The 18,478-nt window shown below is 64.2% G+C and carries 15 protein-coding genes; 12 read left to right on the top strand and 3 right to left on the bottom strand.

Features of this window, described 5'->3' with window-relative positions; all coding sequences use genetic code 11:
* Nucleotides 1-43 precede the first annotated feature (43 nt).
* The 11 genes from FAX90_RS10615 to FAX90_RS10565 all read left to right on the top strand — a co-directional run bounded on the left by FAX90_RS10615 (nucleotide 44) and on the right by FAX90_RS10565 (nucleotide 14,262).
* Nucleotides 44-1,366, top strand: a complete 1,323-nt coding sequence (locus FAX90_RS10615) for a DUF4185 domain-containing protein (RefSeq protein WP_205700667.1) — start codon at nucleotides 44-46, stop codon at nucleotides 1,364-1,366.
* A gap of 60 nt (nucleotides 1,367-1,426) precedes the next feature.
* The gene (locus FAX90_RS10610) at nucleotides 1,427-3,583 is read left to right on the top strand and encodes a thiamine pyrophosphate-dependent enzyme (protein ID WP_144097332.1); all 2,157 of its coding nucleotides are present in this window, start codon (nucleotides 1,427-1,429) and stop codon (nucleotides 3,581-3,583) included.
* A complete protein-coding gene (locus FAX90_RS10605) occupies nucleotides 3,583-5,205 on the top strand; it encodes an indolepyruvate oxidoreductase subunit beta family protein (protein WP_144097331.1) in 1,623 nt (540 codons plus the stop codon). Before FAX90_RS10610 ends, FAX90_RS10605 begins: the two co-directional genes overlap by 1 nt.
* A 69-nt stretch (nucleotides 5,206-5,274) precedes the next feature.
* Complete coding sequence (locus FAX90_RS10600; RefSeq protein WP_170234938.1) at nucleotides 5,275-5,775, top strand: MarR family winged helix-turn-helix transcriptional regulator; 501 nt, start codon at nucleotides 5,275-5,277, stop codon at nucleotides 5,773-5,775.
* The gene (locus tag FAX90_RS10595; RefSeq protein WP_170234937.1) at nucleotides 5,772-6,245 is read left to right on the top strand and encodes a MarR family winged helix-turn-helix transcriptional regulator; all 474 of its coding nucleotides are present in this window, start codon (nucleotides 5,772-5,774) and stop codon (nucleotides 6,243-6,245) included. The genes FAX90_RS10600 and FAX90_RS10595 overlap by 4 nt, the downstream gene beginning before the upstream one ends.
* 88 nt (nucleotides 6,246-6,333) lie before the next feature.
* Nucleotides 6,334-7,947 carry an AMP-binding protein gene (locus FAX90_RS10590; RefSeq protein WP_144097328.1) on the top strand — a complete coding sequence of 538 codons (1,614 nt, stop codon included), beginning with the start codon at nucleotides 6,334-6,336 and terminating at the stop codon, nucleotides 7,945-7,947.
* Nucleotides 7,944-9,116 (top strand): thiolase family protein, encoded by a 1,173-nt coding sequence (locus tag FAX90_RS10585; protein ID WP_144097327.1) that lies wholly within the window; start codon nucleotides 7,944-7,946, stop codon nucleotides 9,114-9,116. Before FAX90_RS10590 ends, FAX90_RS10585 begins: the two co-directional genes overlap by 4 nt.
* Nucleotides 9,113-10,333: an SDR family NAD(P)-dependent oxidoreductase gene (locus FAX90_RS10580; protein ID WP_144097326.1), complete on the top strand. Its 1,221-nt coding sequence runs from the start codon at nucleotides 9,113-9,115 to the stop codon at nucleotides 10,331-10,333. The genes FAX90_RS10585 and FAX90_RS10580 overlap by 4 nt, the downstream gene beginning before the upstream one ends.
* Complete coding sequence (locus FAX90_RS10575; protein ID WP_240704849.1) at nucleotides 10,330-11,148, top strand: cyclase family protein; 819 nt, start codon at nucleotides 10,330-10,332, stop codon at nucleotides 11,146-11,148. The genes FAX90_RS10580 and FAX90_RS10575 overlap by 4 nt, the downstream gene beginning before the upstream one ends.
* 101 nt (nucleotides 11,149-11,249) lie before the next feature.
* Nucleotides 11,250-12,716: an APC family permease gene (locus tag FAX90_RS10570; protein WP_144097325.1), complete on the top strand. Its 1,467-nt coding sequence runs from the start codon at nucleotides 11,250-11,252 to the stop codon at nucleotides 12,714-12,716.
* Between the two features lie 22 nt (nucleotides 12,717-12,738).
* Nucleotides 12,739-14,262, top strand: a complete 1,524-nt coding sequence (locus tag FAX90_RS10565; protein ID WP_144097324.1) for an aldehyde dehydrogenase family protein — start codon at nucleotides 12,739-12,741, stop codon at nucleotides 14,260-14,262.
* Between the two features lie 12 nt (nucleotides 14,263-14,274).
* On the opposite strand, the gene FAX90_RS10560 is transcribed toward FAX90_RS10565, so the two are convergent.
* The 3 genes from FAX90_RS10560 to FAX90_RS10550 are packed head-to-tail and all read right to left on the bottom strand — an operon-like array spanning nucleotide 14,275 to nucleotide 17,185.
* Entirely contained in the window at nucleotides 14,275-15,588 is a 1,314-nt protein-coding gene (locus tag FAX90_RS10560; RefSeq protein ID WP_240704848.1) for an NAD(P)/FAD-dependent oxidoreductase, read from the bottom strand.
* A complete protein-coding gene (locus FAX90_RS10555; protein WP_144097323.1) occupies nucleotides 15,585-16,007 on the bottom strand; it encodes a Rid family hydrolase in 423 nt (140 codons plus the stop codon). Before FAX90_RS10555 ends, FAX90_RS10560 begins: the two co-directional genes overlap by 4 nt.
* A gap of 38 nt (nucleotides 16,008-16,045) precedes the next feature.
* Nucleotides 16,046-17,185, bottom strand: coding sequence for an ornithine cyclodeaminase family protein (locus tag FAX90_RS10550; protein WP_240704847.1), 1,140 nt, complete (start codon nucleotides 17,183-17,185; stop codon nucleotides 16,046-16,048).
* Between the two features lie 216 nt (nucleotides 17,186-17,401).
* Here FAX90_RS10550 and FAX90_RS10545 point away from each other — a divergent pair, with 216 nt between their 5' ends.
* Nucleotides 17,402-18,466, top strand: coding sequence for an AraC family transcriptional regulator (locus FAX90_RS10545; protein ID WP_144097322.1), 1,065 nt, complete (start codon nucleotides 17,402-17,404; stop codon nucleotides 18,464-18,466).
* Nucleotides 18,467-18,478: the final 12 nt, after the last annotated feature.

The following is an 18,478-nucleotide window of genomic DNA, read 5'->3' as shown; positions in this document are numbered from 1 at the left end:
CCCCTCCCGCGCCGCGTGGTTCCTCCAGCCGGGACCTATAGCCATGCACAGACGCTTCTTTCTCAGCGGGAGCGCGGCATGCGCTCTGGCAGCTTCCACGATCATCGGAGGCTGTGCGACACTGGAACCCACCTCGCCGCAATCCGCGCTTGCGACTTCTGCGGCCCCGGATGCGGCTTCGCTGACCCGGCTCGGCGGTCTGGGTGACGGTTACAAGATGACTCAGCTGGCCGATGGCAAGCAGCTCGTCGTCGTCAACGACGGGACCGGCTGGGCACCGCCGCCCGCGACTTTCTTCAGCACCCGGCTCTGGGTCATGGACGGGCGTCCGCCCCAGCCGTCGTTTGAACAGCTGGACGGATATCCCGTGGTCGATCACACGACGCGGGATGAAAACGCGCCGAGCTATTACGGTCACAGCGTGCTGGCGATCGGCGACACGCTCTACCAGTTTCTTTCGACGCTGGACCGGGCCGAGGATCGGCCACGGCACTGGACCGGTGCGAAACTGATCCTTTCGAAAGACGGCGGTCGCAGCTGGCAGAACGCGGATGGCTCGTCCCCGGTCCGCTGGGAAAGCTTTGAGGAGCAGTCCCGCGACACCCTGATGTTCTTCGACGAACCGGGCGGCGCGTTCTCGCTGGTGTCGTTCCTCCAAATGGGCCCGGCGTACCGCGAAAACCGTGACGGGTTCGTCTATATCTACGGACTGAACGGCAGCGTCGACGGGAAGATGAACGAACTGGTTCTGGCCCGCGTCGCCGCCGAACGGATCGCCGACCGATCGGCCTATGAATATTTCGCGGGCCAATCGGCGCAAGGCGATGCTCGCTGGTCCGCGTCGATCGATGCCCGCCAGCCTATCCACCGGTTCCCCCTGGGCTGGGTCAATTACACCAACCTCTTCCCCGGCGATCTGGTCGTCGAATCGTGGCTACCCAGCGTGGTCTGGAACGAACCGCTGCAACAATACGTGATGGCCTCTGCCGGTATCGGCAATGCGCCCGACGGGACCGAATTCGGCAAGCCGAGCTATCTTGGCATCTACGTTTCGCAAACGCCTTGGGGCCCCTGGAAGCAAGTGCACGAAGACACCGCCTGGACCCCCGGCGGTGATGAAAATGCGCGCGCCTATTCGCCGCAGATCGCTCCCGGCTGGCTGGCGCCCGACGGGAAGTCCTTCTGGCTGGTGTGGGCCGACCTTGCCGGGATCCGCGAATTCGGCGCCGACGGCGATCTTGTCGATGCCGAAATGGCGAAAGCGACCACCGTTGAGGAGCGCGCCGAGGTCGAAGCGGGAATCCTGCGCCGCTACATGCCCGGCTTTTCCATGAACGCGCAAAAGTACGTTCTCGACACCGACTAGCGCAGGTTTGACTTCACCACCCCCGATATATATGCAGCTGCATATTGTTAGGAGTGAGTGATGGCCGAAAGATCGTTTGCCAAGGAAGTCGAGCATCTGCGCCTGGGCGAAGGCGAGGAATTCAAGGGCGAAGCCATCCTCGCGATAACCAAGGGTTTGCTGCAGTCGGGTGTTTCCTACGTGGGCGGCTATCAGGGCTCGCCGATTTCGCACCTCATGGACGTCTTGTCCGATGCGCAGGAAATCCTTGGCGAGCTGGGCGTCAACTTCCAGAGCTCGGCCAACGAAGCGACGGCCGCGGCGATGCTTTCCGCGTCGGTCATGTATCCGCTTCGCGGGGCCGTGGCATGGAAGTCCACCGTGGGCACCAACGTCGCCTCTGACGCGCTGGCCAACCTGGCGTCGGGCGGTGTGACCGGCGGGGCGATGGTCATCATCGGGGAGGACTACGGCGAAGGCTCCTCCATCATGCAGGAGCGGACGCACGCCTTCGCGATGAAGTCGCAGATGTGGCTACTCGACCCCAGGCCCGACCATACTCGCATCGTCGACCTGATCGAGAAGGGCTTCGAACTGTCCGAGGCCTCGAACACGCCGGTCATGCTGGAAGTGCGGGTGCGCACCTGCCACATGCATGGCAGCTTCATCGCCAAGGATAACGTGCGGCCCGAATTCACGCTCGACGACGCGTTGAACAATCCGCGCCGCGATCTGGATCGTATCGTCCTGCCCCCGGCCGCTTACGAGCATGAGCAGGAAAAGATTCACAAGCGCCTTCCTGCCGCGATCGAATTCATCAAGGCCAACAAGCTCAACGAATTCCTCGGCCCCGAAGCGGGCAGGACCGGCATCATCCTGCAGGGCGGGATGTACAACAACGTCATCCGCGCGCTGCAATATCTCGGCCTGTCGGATGCCTACGGCAATACGCAGGTGCCGCTCTACGTGATGAACGTGACCTACCCGGTCATCGCCAGCGAGCTGGAAGATTTCGCGCGGGACAAGGATGCCGTCCTGATGGTGGAGGAAGGCCAGCCCGAGTATCTCGAACAGGCGCTCAGCACCGTTCTGCGCCGCGCCGGAATCGACGCGCGCATCCACGGCAAGGACGTCCTGCCGATGGGCGGGGACTATTCGGTCGACGCCCTGCTCGGCGGGTTCGAGGCGTTCTTCGAACAGGAAGATCCGCACGCTCTGGGCAACCGGCCGCCGCGCCCCGATGCGCGGCCGATCCTGGCCCAGCCCGAGGTCGAGAACCTGCGATCCGTCGTGCCGCCGCGGCCGCCGGGGCTGTGCACGGGTTGTCCCGAACGTCCGATCTTTGCCGCGATGAAGATGGTCAACCAGGACTTGGGCGAACATCACGTCTCTGCCGACATCGGCTGTCACCTGTTCTCGATCCTGCCGCCGTTCAACCTGGGCGCGACGACGATGGGGTTCGGCCTTGGCGCCGCGTCCGCATCGGCGTTCAGCAAACCCGGCGGCAAACGTTCGATCGCCGTCATGGGCGACGGCGGGTTCTGGCACAACGGGTTGACCAGCGGGGTCGGCAACGCAGTCTACAACAAGCACGACGGCGTTTTCGTGATCGTCGACAATTTCTATTCCTCGGCGACGGGCGGGCAGGACATCCTTTCCTCGCGCGCCGACAACAAGACCCGCAAAACCGGCAATCCCATCGGCAAGGCCGTGCGCGGCATCGGCGCGACATGGGTGCGCGAAGTCGATCGCACTTATGACGTGGGCCAGATGAAGAAGGTCCTGACCGAGGCCCTGACCACGAAAGAGGAAGGGCCGAAGATCATCATCGCCTCTTCCGAATGCATGCTCAACAAACAGCGCCGCGTGCGCCCGATCGAGGCCAAGGCGATCAAGGGCGGCCAGCGCGTGGTCAAGCAACGCTTTGGCGTGGACGAAGACGTGTGCACCGGCGACCATGCCTGCATCCGCCTGTCGGGCTGTCCCTCGCTGTCGGTCAAGTATCTCGACGATCCGCTGCGCGACGATCCCGTGGCGGCCATCGACAATAGCTGCGTGGGCTGCGGCAACTGCGGCGAGGTTTCGGAGGCTGCGGTTCTTTGCCCTTCTTTCTACCGCGCCGACATCATCAACAATCCCACCTGGTGGGACCGGTTCAAGCACCGCGCGTCCATGGCGCTAATCGGCATCTTGCAGGCCCGCCGCGACCGGCGCCGCGCTTGGGTGGAGTTCGCCTGATGCGTGATGAAACCGTGAAGCTGCGACTGGAGGCTGCCGGCGAAGCGACCGAACGCCCCATTTCCATCGCCATCGTCGCCATGGGCGGACAGGGCGGCGGCGTCCTGACCGGCTGGATCGTCCAGCTGGCGGAGAATGCCGGCTGGGCCGCGCAATCCACGTCGGTGCCGGGCGTTGCCCAGCGCACCGGTGCAACGATCTACTACGTCGAAATGATGCAGCCGCGCGATGGCAGGCGGCCGGTCCTGGCGCAGATGCCGACGCCGGGGGACGTGGACGTCGTCCTCGCCTCGGAATTCGTAGAGGCAGGGCGTTCGATCCTGCGCGGTATCGTCACCCCGGACCGCACGACGCTGATCGCATCCAGCCACCGCACGTTCGCGATTTCGGAAAAGAGCGCGCCGGGCGAAGGCATCGCCGACAATGGCGCCATCGACGAAGCGGTCGGGGTCACGGCCGAGCACAGCATCATCTTCGACATGAACGCGCTTGCCGTGGCCAATGGCAGCGTCATCTCTTCCGCGATGTTCGGGGCGCTGGCCGCGTCAGACCGCCTGCCCTTTGGCCGCGAAGCCTATCATGACGTCATCAAGGCCGGGGGCAAAGGCGTCGCGGCCAGCATCCAGGCCTTCGACGCAGCTTTTGATCGCGCCAGGTCCGGCCCGGCGCAGCCCGTTCCCGAAGACCCCGCCGGGCCGGTGATCGCGCCGAGCGCGCTTGCCCCCGGTGCCCAGCCGCAAGATGACGGGCATCGGCTGCCCGAAGCACGACCGCGCGGGCGCGGAGCGCTGGACGTGGCGGCCCTGTTCCACCGGATCGACACGTGGCTTCCCGCACAGGCCCAGCCGCTAGCACGCGCAGGCCTTGCCAAAGTCGTCGACTTTCAGGACCCCGCCTACGGGTCGGAATACCTGGACGAAGTGGAGGCAATAAACGCCGTCGATCTCGCAGCCGGCGGAACTTCCCACGGATTCGAACTGACCGCACAGGCCGCCAAATACATCGCCAACGCCATGGCCTATGACGATGTCGTGCGCGTCGCCGACCTCAAGACCCGCAGTGCCCGGCATGGCCGCATCGGTGAGGAAATCGGACTGCGCGGCGGCCAGCTTTTCGCAACCACCGAATATATGCACCCGCGCCTTGAAGAAGTGGCCGGCCTGCTTCCTGCCCGCCTTGCCGACTGGCTGGGCAGGCATCCGCGCCTGTCCGGCTGGCTGGACCGGCGGATCAGCAAGGGCCGCCGCGTGCGCACCTACTCGCCCGGATGGTTCATCGCCTTGTATGTCATGGGCGGAATGCGGTGGTTGCGGCGTTCGTCCCTGCGGCACCGGCAGGAAACCGCACACCGACGCGACTGGCTTGCGCTGGCCACCGAACTGGCCCCCGAAAACTACGAACTCGGCGTCGAGGTGATCAAGTGCCAGCGCCTTATCAAGGGCTATTCCGACACCCATGCGCGCGGCCAGTCGAAGTTCGCCAGGGTCACGGCAGAGATCCGGCAAATCGCCATGCGCGACGACGCGGCACAATGGGCGCGCAGGTTGCGGGAGACGGGGATCAAGGACGGAGAAGGCGGCGATCTGGATGGTCTGATCCGGACGATCCGCAGCTTTGACTAAGGCTGGATTGCAGGCGATATTGCCGGACAGGCATGACGACTGACGGCAATGTCTATACGGGTGCCTTCCATGATCGACCCTGATGAGAAACCGGTCTTGCAGTCTTCCTTTCCTTCACCGCGCAGCCAGCAGAGCCGTACGTGGAACGCCGTGCTCGACCTTTATGGCGTGCTGTTCACGCGGTTGAACCGCGCGATGATCGGACACTCCGGCATCTCGCTGGCCAAGTACGACGTGCTGGCCCAGCTCGATGCCAATCCCGAAGGGTTGACCCAGGGCGAGCTGTCACGAAGGCTGAAAGTGACCGGCGGAAACGTCAGCGGTCTGGTGCGCCGCATGGCCGACGAAAACCTTCTTGCGCGCATGTCCGCGCCGGATGACCGAAGGGCCGTGCTGGTCTGCCTGACGCCCCATGGCCGACAGGCGTTTCAGGCCGCGAAGGCGCATCACGATACCATGCTCGGCAAATGGCTGGGCGGTATTGCCGAAACGCAACTTTCGGATATTTGCCAGCAGCTGGCCGAATTGAGGGCCCGTATCGAAGCGGACCAAGAGGTATCAGACAGATGACCGCCCCCATATCCCTTCCCGCCTCTCAGGAAGAGCTTGAAACCAACCTGCCCTACCTCGTGAACCGGCTCGCCAATCTGGGGCAGCCGGTCCAGAACCGGTTGCTGGCGCAAAGCGGGGCCAATCTCGTCAGCCTGCGCGCGCTTTCCATCCTGCATATCGAAGACGGGCTGACCATCAACGAGATCGCGGCACGCACCTTCATGGAGCAGTCCTCCACCAGCCGGGCGATCGACGCGATGGTGGACCAGGGCCTGGTCGAACGCAGGATCCCCGACCACGACCAGCGCCGCCGTGAAATCGTGCTTCTGCCCGCCGGGAAAGAGCGGCTGGAACAGGGTTGGCCTGCCATGGTCGGCTATTTCGAAACGCTGTGCGAGGGCATGGACGAGGCGGAGCGGGCCGTGACGCACAAGGCGCTGCTGAAGATGATCGGAAACCTCGAAAAGATGCGCCGCGCCGCCGACTAGCGCGGTGTGCAGGGCGCAATACGGCGATTGACTTGCAATGCTATATATATAAACATCTGCACATGCATATAATCCGTGAAGCCCTTTCATGAGCGACCAGACCGTATTCGACCGTTTCCGCAAGACGACGGAAACCTGGCCTGACGGACCGTTCCTCAACATCCTGCCGGAAACCGCCGACGTCTACGGGATTACGGCGGGTGAGATTACATACCGGGACATGATGGCCCGCGTTCTGGCGCGCAAGGAAACGCTGGAAGGCGCGGACTTCGGCGCTGCCACGCGGGTCGGCGTCCTGCTGCACAATCGCCCCGAATTCGTCGAAATTTTCCTCGCGGTGAATGCGCTTGGCGGGTCCATCGTCCCGATCAATCCCGATTTGCGGCGCAGCGAACTCGAATATCTTATCGATCATTCCGAGATGGATGCGGCCTTCGTCGTTTCCGACAGGATCGACGATATTGCCGAAGCGGGAAAATCGGCAGGCAGCCACCTCCAGGTGCTTTCGCCGTCACAATCCCCCGCCCCCTTGCCCAAGCAACCGAAAGACGCCGATGACGAGACAAGACAGCGCGAAGCGGCCTTGCTCTATACCTCCGGCACGACGGGCAAGCCCAAGGGGTGTGTGCTGACGAACGAATATTTCCTTCATTCGGGCGACTGGTACCGCGATGTCGGCGGACTGGTATCGCTGCGTCCGGGCACGGAGCGGATGCTCACGCCCTTGCCGATGTTCCACATGAACGCGCTGGCCGTCTCGCTCATGGCGATGATCACAGTGGGCGGATGCCTGATCGTTCTCGACCGGTTCCACCCGTCGACGTGGTGGGACTCGGTTCGCCGCAGCAAGGCCACCTGCCTGCATTACCTGGGCGTGATGCCGGCCATCCTGATGAAAGCGCCCGCCTCCCCCGCAGACCGCGATCACGACGTTCGCTTCGGATTTGGCGCGGGCGTTCCTTCCGAGTTGCATGCCGCCTTCGAAGATCGTTACGGCTTTCCCCTGATCGAGGCGTGGGCGATGACGGAAACCGGCAGTGGCGGCGTGATCAGTGCAAGCCGCGAACCGCGCAAGATCGGCACCCATTGTTTCGGCCGTCCGACCGACGCGATAGAGATCAGGATCGTCGATGATAACGGGAACGCAGTGGACGGCGACACGCCCGGCGAACTGCTGGTCCGGCGCACCGGCGGCAATCCGCGCTATGGCTTCTTCCGCGAATACCTCAAGAACCCCGAAGCCACCGCAGAGGCGTGGGCAGGGGGCTGGTTCCACACCGGCGACATCGTGTCGCAAGACGCCGACGGCGATCTCCACTTCGTCGACCGCAAGAAGAACGTCATCCGCCGTTCGGGCGAAAACATCGCCGCGGTCGAAGTGGAAACGATCCTGTCGAAGCATCCGCTGATCCGCGAAGTGGCCGTCGCCGCCACGCCCGATGCCATCCGGGGCGACGAGGTCGCAGCCCTGATCGTGACCGACCCGGACACGGCGAATGGCGATGCGGCGCAGGAAATCGCCCGCTGGTCGCTGGCGGAAATGGCCTATTACAAGGTGCCCGGCTGGATTGGTTTCGTCGATCAGCTGCCCCGCACCCCGACCGAGAAGATCCTGCGCGCGGCCCTGAAAGACGTCGTCGCCCGCGAAATGTCCGACGGATCGATGCACGATACGCGCGCTTTCAAGAAACGCAGCGGATGAGCCGTCGTCAGGCCTCTTATGACGGTGTGGCGGTCTGCGCGCCGGTAACGGTGCCCTATGTGCGCTTTTCCAACGAAACGGCGCACTGGTGGGCCGGAGCGGCGCTTCGCCAGTTGCGGGACAGCGTGGGGCTGACCCCGGCCGATGTCGACGGCTTCTGCTTTGCCAGCTTTACCGCCGGGCCGGACACCGTCGTCGGCATGGTCCAGCACCTCGGGTTGACGCCGCGATGGATGGATCACCTGCCGACCGGCGGCGCCAGCGGCGTAATGGCCCTGCGCCGGGCCGCCCGTGCCGTACAATGCGGTGACGCGGACCTCGTCGTCTGCCTTGCCGCCGATACCAACGCGATCGATAGCTTCCGCCACGGCCTCGCCAATTTCTCACGCTTTTCGCAGGACGCCGTCTATCCCTATGGCTTCGGCGGCCCCAATGCGACTTTCGCGCTGATCACCGATGCCTACATGCGCGCGTACGACGTGACGCGAGAGGACTTCGGCAAGCTGTGCATCGCGCAGCGCGCCAATGCCGCCTCGAACCCGATGGCCCTTCAGCGCAAGCCCCTGACCATGGACGACTACCTGGGCGCAAGGCCGATCGCGGACCCGATCCACCTGTTCGACTGCGTCATGCCCTGTGCCGGGGCGGAAGCGTTCATCGTGACGACGCCCGAAATCGCCGAACGGCGCGGGCTGAAGGCGGCAAGCGTTCTGGCCACGATAGAACGCCACAACGCCTTCCCAGACGATCCCGTGCAGCTGCGCGGGGGGTGGGAAATGGACATCGACGGCTTCTGGGAATCCGCCGGAATCACGCCCGGCGACGTCGATTGCCTGCAGGTCTATGACGACTACCCGGTCATCGTCGCGATGCAGATCGAGGACCTGGGCTTCTGCCCCAAGGGACTGGTCGGCAAAGTCATTCGCCAGACCGATTTCACGATTTCGGGCAACCTCCCGCTTAACACCAATGGCGGCCAGCTTTCCGCCGGTCAGGCGGGCGCGGCAGGTGGTTTTCAGAACGTGACCGAAGGGCTGCGACAAATCCTGCGCCAGCCGCTGGGCGATCAGGTGCCGGGTGCAAACATCGCGCTCGTCTCGGGCTTCGGCCTCGTCAATTACGACCGGGGCGTCTGCACGGGTGCGGCCGCGCTGAAGGCGATGTCATGAACGCGCGCCCACCGAAGGAAACCCGCGATCCGGTGCTGCGCAAAAAGGCGCGCCACCTTCCGCCGGGCCTGCGCAGCCGGTCCATGCATGCCATGTCCGCGCGGGCGGCGCAGGGGCGTTTCGCGCTGCAGGTCTGTGCCGATTGCGGCACGGCAACTTATCCGCCGCGCGAGGCCTGCCCCCAATGCTGGGGAACGCTCGACTGGCAGGACCAGCCCAACGGCGCGCAAGTCCTGTGCGAGACGACGGTGCGCGTTTCGACCGATCTCTATTTTCGCGATCACTTGCCGTGGAAGATGGGCAAGGTCGCGCTCGACGCAGGGCCGGTCGCGCTGGTTCACCTGCACCGCTCGCTGCGGCCGGACGACCGTGCCGTCATCCGCTGCATGCTGGATCGGGGCGGGAACGCCGCCCTCTTCGCCCTGCCCCTGCACACGTCAGGAGATATCGACATGACCGACCCGCAATTGCGCGAATTCGTGGTGCCCATCAAGGGCAAGACCGTGCTGGTCAGCGATGCGCGAAGCGCGATCGGGCTGGCCGTCGTCAAGGCGATGCACGATGCCGGCGCGGCGCTGGTCGTCGCCGGAATGGCACCGCCCGATCGCCCGCTGGGCGACGGAGCGCAGATACTGTCTCTCGACGGCGTGCAGCAGATGCCGCTGGATATTTCAGACCAGACCAGCGTTTCGGAAGCGCTCAGCAAAGTGGGCGGGCCGCTCGACATCGTCATCAACACCGCCCGCCACGTCCGCAGCGGTGGGGTGAGCGCCCATGGCAACCTTGTGGAGCAACGCCGCGCCTTCGACATTTCCGCCATGGGCCTGTCCCGTCTGGCGCAGGCTGCCGGGCCGATGCTGGCCGGGCGCAGTCATGGTGCCTTCGTCGACCTGATCTCAAGCGATGCGCTGTCCGGTTCTGCAAGCCACGCAGGATTTGCCGCGGCAGAAGCGGCCCGATTGGCGCTGCTGCAGTCTTTCCGCCACGAAATGCGCGGGGCCGGGGTGCGCGTCATGTCGGTCTTTACCGGCCCGGTCGAGGATGAACATTTCCAGTCGGTGCCACCACCCAAAGTCGCACCGCGCCGCATTGCCGGCGCCATCGTCGACGCACTGACACAGGGCCGCGAGCAAACTTGCGTCGGCGACATCGCGCAGGACGCGATGGACCGCTGGCTCGAAGACCCGGCCCTCTATGCAAGGGAGAAGAACCTGTGACCGCCACCATAGAAAAACCCAAAGCGGATCGCGGTGCGCTCGCCGAAATGGTCGCGCAGCTGGCCAGCGGCGACATCCGCGTCGTCGACCTGACCAATATCCTGTCGAGCGATTTTCCCGTCATCGTCCTGCCGTCCGAATTCGGCCAGTGCGAACCGTTCCGGATGGAAACCGTCTCTCGTTACGACGGCAACGGCCCGGCTTGGTACTGGAACAACATTTCCATGAACGAGCATACCGGCACGCATTTCGATGCGCCCGCACACTGGATCACCGGACGCGATATCGCGAACGGCACGGTCGATGCCATTCCGCCCGAAGACTTCATCCATCCCGCCATCGTTATCGACATTTCCGACGAAGCCGCAGCGGACGAGGACTTTATCGTCACCCGCGCCTTCCTCGAAGACTGGGAGGCGAAGAACGGCCGGATCGAACCGCGGCACTGGATCGCGCTCCGCTCGAACTGGTCCCGGCGGGTCGGAACGCTGTCCTATCTCAACCTCAAGGACGACGGGGCCCATTCGCCCGGTCCCGACGCCGATGCGATGCGCTTCCTGGTGAACGAGCGCGATTGCGTGGGCCTGGCGGTGGAGACGGTCGGCACCGATGCGGGTCAGGCCTCGCTGTTCGACGAGCCTTTGCCGGCGCACTCGATCCTGCACGGAGCCGGTCGGTATGGCTTGCAGTGCCTGACGAACCTCGATCAATTGCCGATCCGTGGTTCGGTCATCGTCGCATCGCCGCTGAAGATCAAAGGCGGTTCGGGCAGTCCGCTGCGCGTGATCGCCCTCGTTCCAGCCGCTGCCGACTGATAGGCTCTGGCCGAAAATAGCATCTATCGCGCAAAGCCCGCACTGCCCGTCTGGGCGCCCGCTTGGCACAAGCTGGGGTTCGGGAGATACGGGTGAAAAATATGACTGACGGCGCAGCACAAGCAGCGGATCGCGGTGGACTGATGAAAGGTCTGCTGGGCACCGGCGATATCATTTTCATGATCCTGGCCTGCGCCGCCCCGATGGGTGTGCTGGCCGGAATTATCCCCCTCGCGCTCGCCTTCGGAAACGGCGCCGGGATGCCGGGAACGCAGCTGCTGGTCTGCGGCGTGATGCTGCTGTTCGCGATGGGATATGTCCGCATGATCCCGCACGTTCGCAACGCCGGTGCGTTCTATGCCTACATCGCGCACAGCCTGAACAAGGAAGCAGGCGTCGCCGCGGCCTATGTGGCGGTCACCGCCTATATCTGCGCCGCCGCTTCGGTTCTGGGGGCCATGGCGTTCTTTGCCTCCGACCTCCTCGAAACGGGTTTCGGCATCGCGACGCGCTGGGAAATATGGGCGGCACTGGGCATCGGCCTCGTCGCTTGGCTTGGCTATCGCAAGATCACGCTCGCGGCGAAAGTCCTTGCCGTCGCGCTTCTGCTCGAAGTCGGGCTCATCGTCCTCCTCGACGTTCTCATCCTCTGGGAAGTGGGTTTCGATGGCCTTTCATTCACCAGCTTCACGCCCGGCGCGATCTTCGCACCGGGGCTGGGCATCGCGCTGATCTACGCCATCAACGGCTGCATCGGGTTTGAAGCGACCGCAATCTACCAGGAAGAGGCGCGCGATCGCGAACGCACCATCCCGCGCGCGACCTATGGCGCGATCCTGCTGCTGGGCACGTTCTACGTCCTGTCTTCGTGGTGCCTGGTCCTGGCCATTTCGCCCGAGAACATCCAGGCCGAAGCGGCCAAGGATCCGGGCCGCCTAGTCAGCGGGATCACCATGCAGCATCTGGGTGTGTTCGGCCGCGACGCGCTGAACCTGCTGACCGTGACCAGCCTGTTTGCCGCAGCGCTCGGCTTCTTCAACAATATCGCGCGCTACTTCTTCGCCCTGTCGCGGGACGGCCTGCTGCCCAGGAAACTGGGGCTGATCCACCCGGTCCACGGCTCGCCCTACAAGGCCTGCCTGCTGCTCGCCGTGATCCTGGGCACGATCATCGGCATGTTCGCGCTGGCCGGGCTGGACCCGCTGCTCAGCCTGACGACCAGCCTGTCGTCGATGGGGGCGGTCGGGCTGGAAATCCTGCTTGCCACCACGTCGCTCGCCATACCGGTCTATTTCATCCGCCGGGGCGAAATCACTTTCGGAACGGTTTGGGCGCCGCTGACAGCGGGGATCATCATCACGCTTATCACCGTGCTTTCGCTGGCGAACTATTCGGCCCTGACCGGCACCGACCTGGTTATCATCAACAGCCTGCCGATCCTATTCGTCTTCCTGATCGCGGCAGGCCTGTTCCACGGCAACTGGCTGCGCCGCGCCCGGCCGCAGGTCTATGCCCAAATCGGCGCGACCCAGGTGGAAGGCGACCTGCCCGCCACGTCCGCTGCGTAACCATTCGATCGGAAAAGCTCACATGTCCGCCACCGTATTGCCCGCCAAGAACGAACGCCCCGCGATCACGCTGCCGGGCGGCAAGCTGCTCCTGAACGGAGAGCTGGCCGAACCGCGCCATGCAAACGGCACGATCGATGCCATCGACCCGGCAACGGGAGAGCGCATCATGGCCTTTCCCGCCTGCAGCGCAGCGGACGTGGATGCGGCGGTCAAGGCGGCCCATGCCTGCTTCGAAAGCCGTGAGTGGCGCAGCATGCGCCCGCTCGATCGCGGTCGTCTGCTGGAAAACCTGGCCCTTCTGGTCGAGGAACACCGTGAAGAACTGGCGGCACTGGAATCGCTGGATAGCGGTAAGCTGCTGTTCGTCACCAGTAATATCGACCTGCAGTTCACGATCGACGGGCTGCGCTATTTCGCCGGCTGGGCTTCGAAGATCAACGGCGAGTATGTCACGCACAATCCGCTGATGCCCGAAGACGCCATCTATCGCGCCTATACGCAGCGCAGGCCCATCGGCGTGATCGGCGGCATCACGCCGTGGAATTTCCCGATCGGACAGGCGATCCAGAAGATCGCACCGGCCATCGCCTTTGGCTGTACCGTCGTGCTCAAGCCTTCGGAGGAAAGCTCGCTGACCACCATGCGGCTTGGCGAACTGATCGCCGAGGCCGGCTTTCCGGCAGGCGCAGTCAACATCGTGACAGGCACCGGCGCCGAGGCCGGGGCCGCGCTGGTCGATCATCCGCTGGTGAAGAAAATCGCCTTCACCGGCTCCACCGCCACCGGCCAGCACATCCTTGCCGCGTCCGCCAGGACCATGAAGCGCGTCACGCTGGAACTGGGCGGCAAATCGCCGACGATCGTTCTGGCCGATGCCGACCTGGAACGCGCCATCCCCGGCGCGGCGGCCGCGATCTATTCCAATTCGGGCCAGATCTGCACGGCGGGATCGCGCCTGCTGATCGAAGCGCCGGTCTACGATGCCGTCATGGAAGGTGTCGCCCGGATTGCCGAGGAACTCAAACTGGGCTCTCCCTTCGCCAGCGATACGCAGGTCGGTCCGCTGATTTCCGCCCGCCAGCGCGAACGCGTCAGCGGACTGGTCGATGCCGGTGCCAGCGAAGGCGCACGCACCGTGGCCGGCGGCTGCACGACCGAGGGACCGGGCTGGTATTACCGTCCGACCCTTCTGGCGGACGTGACCCCCGACATGACCGTCGTGCGTGAAGAGATTTTCGGCCCCGTTGTCTGCGCCACGCGGATCGAGGATCGATCCCAGATCGTGGAACGCGCCAACGACACGCCCTATGGCCTTGCGGCGAGTATCTGGACGAGCAATCTCGATAACGCCCACGTCCTTGCAGAGCGCCTCGACGCGGGTACCGTGTGGCTCAACACCCACAATATCCTCGATCTTTCGATGCCGTTCGGTGGCAGCAAGCTGTCCGGCCTCGGCCGCGAATTCGGGACCGAGGCGGTGCACGCCTTCACCGAACCCAAGGCGGTGTGCATGCGGCTGGAAGGCGTCGACCAGTTCGGCTGAACGCCTTGGCGTTCAGAACCGGTCGGGGCGATAGGGCTGGGGATCGATCGAAGGTTTCTGACCAAGAAGCAGATCGGCGACCAGCTCGCCAGCCGCCGGACCCGTTCCAAAGCCATGGCCGGAAAAGCCCGTCGCAAGCATCAGGCCCGGTATGCGTTCGGCCGCGCCGATGACCGGCATGGAATCGGGCGTCACGTCGATCATCCCGCCCCACTGCTGCGCGACCTTGGCCTGGGCGAAAGCCGGCCATGCAGAAATCAGGTTGCGCATCGCTTCGTCGTTCAGACCCTGCACCACGGGCGGGTCCATCGTGCGGACCATTTCGAAGGGCGAGATTTCGTCTGCTTTCCAGCGGCGCGGCAGCTTCAGGTCGGCCAGGAACTCCTTGCCCAAAGACACGCGCAGGTTCTTCCACTGCGCGATCAGGGTCGGCAGGTATTCCAGTCCGATGAGCAGGTGATCGAGCATGAGCGGCGCATAAAGCGCACCGCGCTGCGTGATCGTGTAACCCCCGTCCAGCCGCTTGCGGAACGAGAAGTCAGACCCGCCAACGGCACTTTCGGTCGGCCCCTCCATCGCTTCGGTCCGCAGGACCGAGGCGACCAGCGGCAAGGTCAGGAGGCGGATGCCGTGATTGGCCAAAAAGCGGCGGGACCAGACGCCGCCTGCCAACACCACTTGTCGGCAGCGGACTTCGCCATGCTCCGTCACGACGCCGCTGACCGCGCCGCCGGTCGTCTCCAGCGTGCGAACCGCGCAGTTCTCGATTATCACCGCGCCCTTGGCCATCGCGGTCCGGGCAATCGCGCTGTTGGCAATCGTCGGCTCCGCCCGGCCGTCGGACGGGGTGACGATCCCGCCGACCCAGCTTTGCGCGCTGCCGGGGGCTATCGCGTCGATCTCGCGCGGGGACAGCATGCGGGAATCGACGCCGGACCCCTTCACATCGCCAAGCCAGCCCGAATAGTTCGCCAGCTCGTCCTCGCTACGCGCGACATAGGTGATTCCGGCCTGCCGGAAACCGCAGTCCGAACCGACGCGTTGCGGCATTTGCGCCCACAGTTCCTCGGCCCGCTGCGCCATCGGCAGGTCGACCGGGGGGCGCATCACTTTTCGCACCCAGCCCAGGTTGCGCGAAGATTGCTCCCCCGCGATCCGGCCCTTCTCGATGACGGTCACGGCAACGCCGCGCTCGGCAAGGGACAGCGCAGTCGACAGCCCGACGATTCCGCCGCCGATCACGACGACGTCGGTTTCGCGCGGCAATGTCGCGCTGGTCTCGACCGGCTCGATCTGCGGAGCCATGTTGATCGGAAGCCGGGTCACAGCGAGATCGTCATTTCCTCGACATCGGCCCCGGACACGCCGCGAATGGCGACCACGTCGATCTCTACCTTGTAGGTTTCCGATCCCAGCGAGGGGCAAGTCATGGTGAGGGCCGGATTGATGCCGCGCATGCGATTGCCGTACGTCGTCATGATCGTGTCGATATGTTCGGGAAACTGCACGTAGACGCGCGCCGAAACGACGTCTTCCAGCCTGGCATCGACCGAAGCCAGCGCCGCCGCAATATTGTCGAGCACCTGGTTGGTCTGCTCGCCAAGATCTTCGGGAATCTCCTTCGTGCGCGGATTCCGCCCGGCGGTGTTGGACACAAAGATCATGTTGTCCACCGCGACGAGCCGCGAATAGGACCCGTGTTCCTCGAACTTGTTGCCGGTCTTTACCTTGACGACTTTAGGCATGATGCCTCCGTTTTGATGAGATCGGGAATGCGCGGCGCTCACTTCAGCGCCGGCTCTTCCCAAAGGTTCAGTTTGACGCCGATCCCGCTTGCGACGGCGTTGCGGTAGATGATGGTGCCCCAGGCGACGTCCTCGACCGCCATGCCGCCGACGGACAGGACGATGATTTCATCGTCGTTCTGCCTGCCGGGCGCATCGCCCGCCACGATCGCGCCAAGGTCTTCCATGTCGTCGCGCGAAAGGCGGCCTTCCTCGATCAGGTCGAAATAGCGCACGCCGACCGCGGGCACGTGGTTGTGGCGCGGCGCGGGCAATTCCTCGAGGTAGGCCTCGTACATGCCGGTGAAGTCGAGGACCTTGCGGATGTCCTTGCCGATCATGCCGTCATCGATGTTGCACGGCGCGGGCATGGACAGGAACGTGCCGGGTTCGACCCATTCGCGTTTGACCGTTGGGTAGATCGACGGATCGCCCGTCGCCACCGACGCGCAGAAACTGGCGATGTCGCTTCCCCGGATGATTTCCTCTTCGGTGTCCACGACCTCGACGCGCAATTGCGGATAGGTTTCGCGCACCCACGCCCGGAACGCGTCGAGATTGGCCTTGCCCCTCCCCTTGATCTTCACCGTGTCGATAAGCGGACATTCATTCATGAAGGCGGCCAACGAGGTCCGCGCCATAACGCCGGGCCCGACAAGGCCGACCACGCGGGAATCCTTGCGCGCCAGGTGCCGCGCCCCCACGCCGGGCACCGCGCCGGTGCGATAGGCCGAAAGCAGGTTGGCCGACATCATCGCCAGCGGCGCGCCCGTGTCGACATCGTTCAGGATGAACGTCAGGATCGAACGGGGCAGCCCGATCTCGCGGTTGGCGACGTTGGAGCCGTACCATTTCATCCCCGCCGTCCGGAACGACCCGCCCAGATAGGCGGGCATGGCCATGAAACGGCGATCGACCGTCTGTTTCGGCATGTCGGGAAACGGGGAGTTTTCCGGAAATACGACGATGGCGCCATGCGAATTGTTGCTGCCGCCCGCCATGCGGTAATCACCCACGTGCAGCAGGGCGAACATCTCTTCCAGCGCGTCGATGCAGCGGGGCATGTCGGTCACGCCCGCGCGGATCATGTCGGGTTCCGAAAGGTAGAGAAAATCCACGCGCGGGAGGTCGGCCAGCAAGGCGCCTCCGGGCTTGTCATTTGCGGACGCTGGAGCCGTCCCGCCCAGGGCATCACTATCTGCCAATTTGTTCCACTCCCACTTGTGTCGGCACCCGGGGCAGAGGCAATTCCTCTCTGCAAGGTGCGGACAATCGGCTTTCGCCTCTGGGGACGGAACGGTAAATTGCAGCTAGGGATTGACTGTTTGCATGTTCGGCCAATACCTTCACAAGGGATGAGCGAAAATACCGACATTGAAGACACGGCACCGGGGCCGAAGGCCGGGTTTGGAACCATCCGCCTGATGTTCCTGACCCCACTGCTCGATGCCCTTTCGGACATGGGCAAACGGATCGATCCGCTGCTGCGCGAACACGGGATGTTCCGCTCTCAGCTGGAAACCCCGTACGAAGTCGTGCCCCTCCATCGCTATGTCTCCCTGCTGGAAGTGGCGGCGGAGAAATTCGACCGGCCATATCTTGGCCTGCAGATGGGCGCGTCGTTCGGCCTGGCCGATCTGGGACCGTTCTATGCGCTTTTGCGCGCGGCGGGGAACTTGCGCGGCGCGCTCGATTGCCTGGCCCTGTTTCAGTCGAGGCTGCAAAGCCGGACGCTGTTCGAAAGCCGCCGCGATACCGATACGACCGCCTATGTCTACCGTATCGAGGACGAGAGGGTGTGGCCGCGCACGCAGGATTCCGAATTCGCGCTTTCGGGCTACGTTCACATCGCCCGCGAACTCATCGGCCCGAAATGGGCACCGCGCATGGTCCATTTCGAACACCCGATCGAGGGGCGCAAGGAACGGCTGGAGGAATATTTCAGGGCACCGGTCCTGGGCAACCAGCTGATCAACGGCCTCATCATCGACAATGACGATCTCGATGCCGGGTTCGCGACCGCGGTCCCGTCTCAGGATCGCAAGCTGCGCAATATCCTCGAATGGCACCTGCTCGACCTGATGGGCCCCGAAGCGGCCCCCAGCGAGAGCTTCGTGTCGCTGACCCGCGACATCATCTCGCGTTGGTTGGGGCGCACCCATATCGACTGCGCTGCGGTGGCGGCCGAACTGAAATTGTCGGAAAGGTCGCTTCGCCGCCGCCTTACCGAAGAAGGCACCTCGTTCCGCGAACTGCTGCAGGACGCCCGCAAGGAACGCGCCCAGACGATCCTGTCGAAACCGGGCGTGTCGCTTGCCATTGCGGCAGAACAGCTTGGCTATTCCGATGCCGCCGCCTTCTCCCGCGCTTTCAAGGAATGGACCGGGTACTCTCCCGGACGGTTTCCGGGAAAGACCTGATCCGGCCTGCGG

Origin of the sequence: Croceicoccus sediminis, from assembly GCF_007570835.1 — a bacterium.
GTDB lineage: Bacteria > Pseudomonadota > Alphaproteobacteria > Sphingomonadales > Sphingomonadaceae > Croceicoccus > Croceicoccus sediminis.
This window is presented reverse-complemented; position numbering and strand designations above follow the sequence as displayed.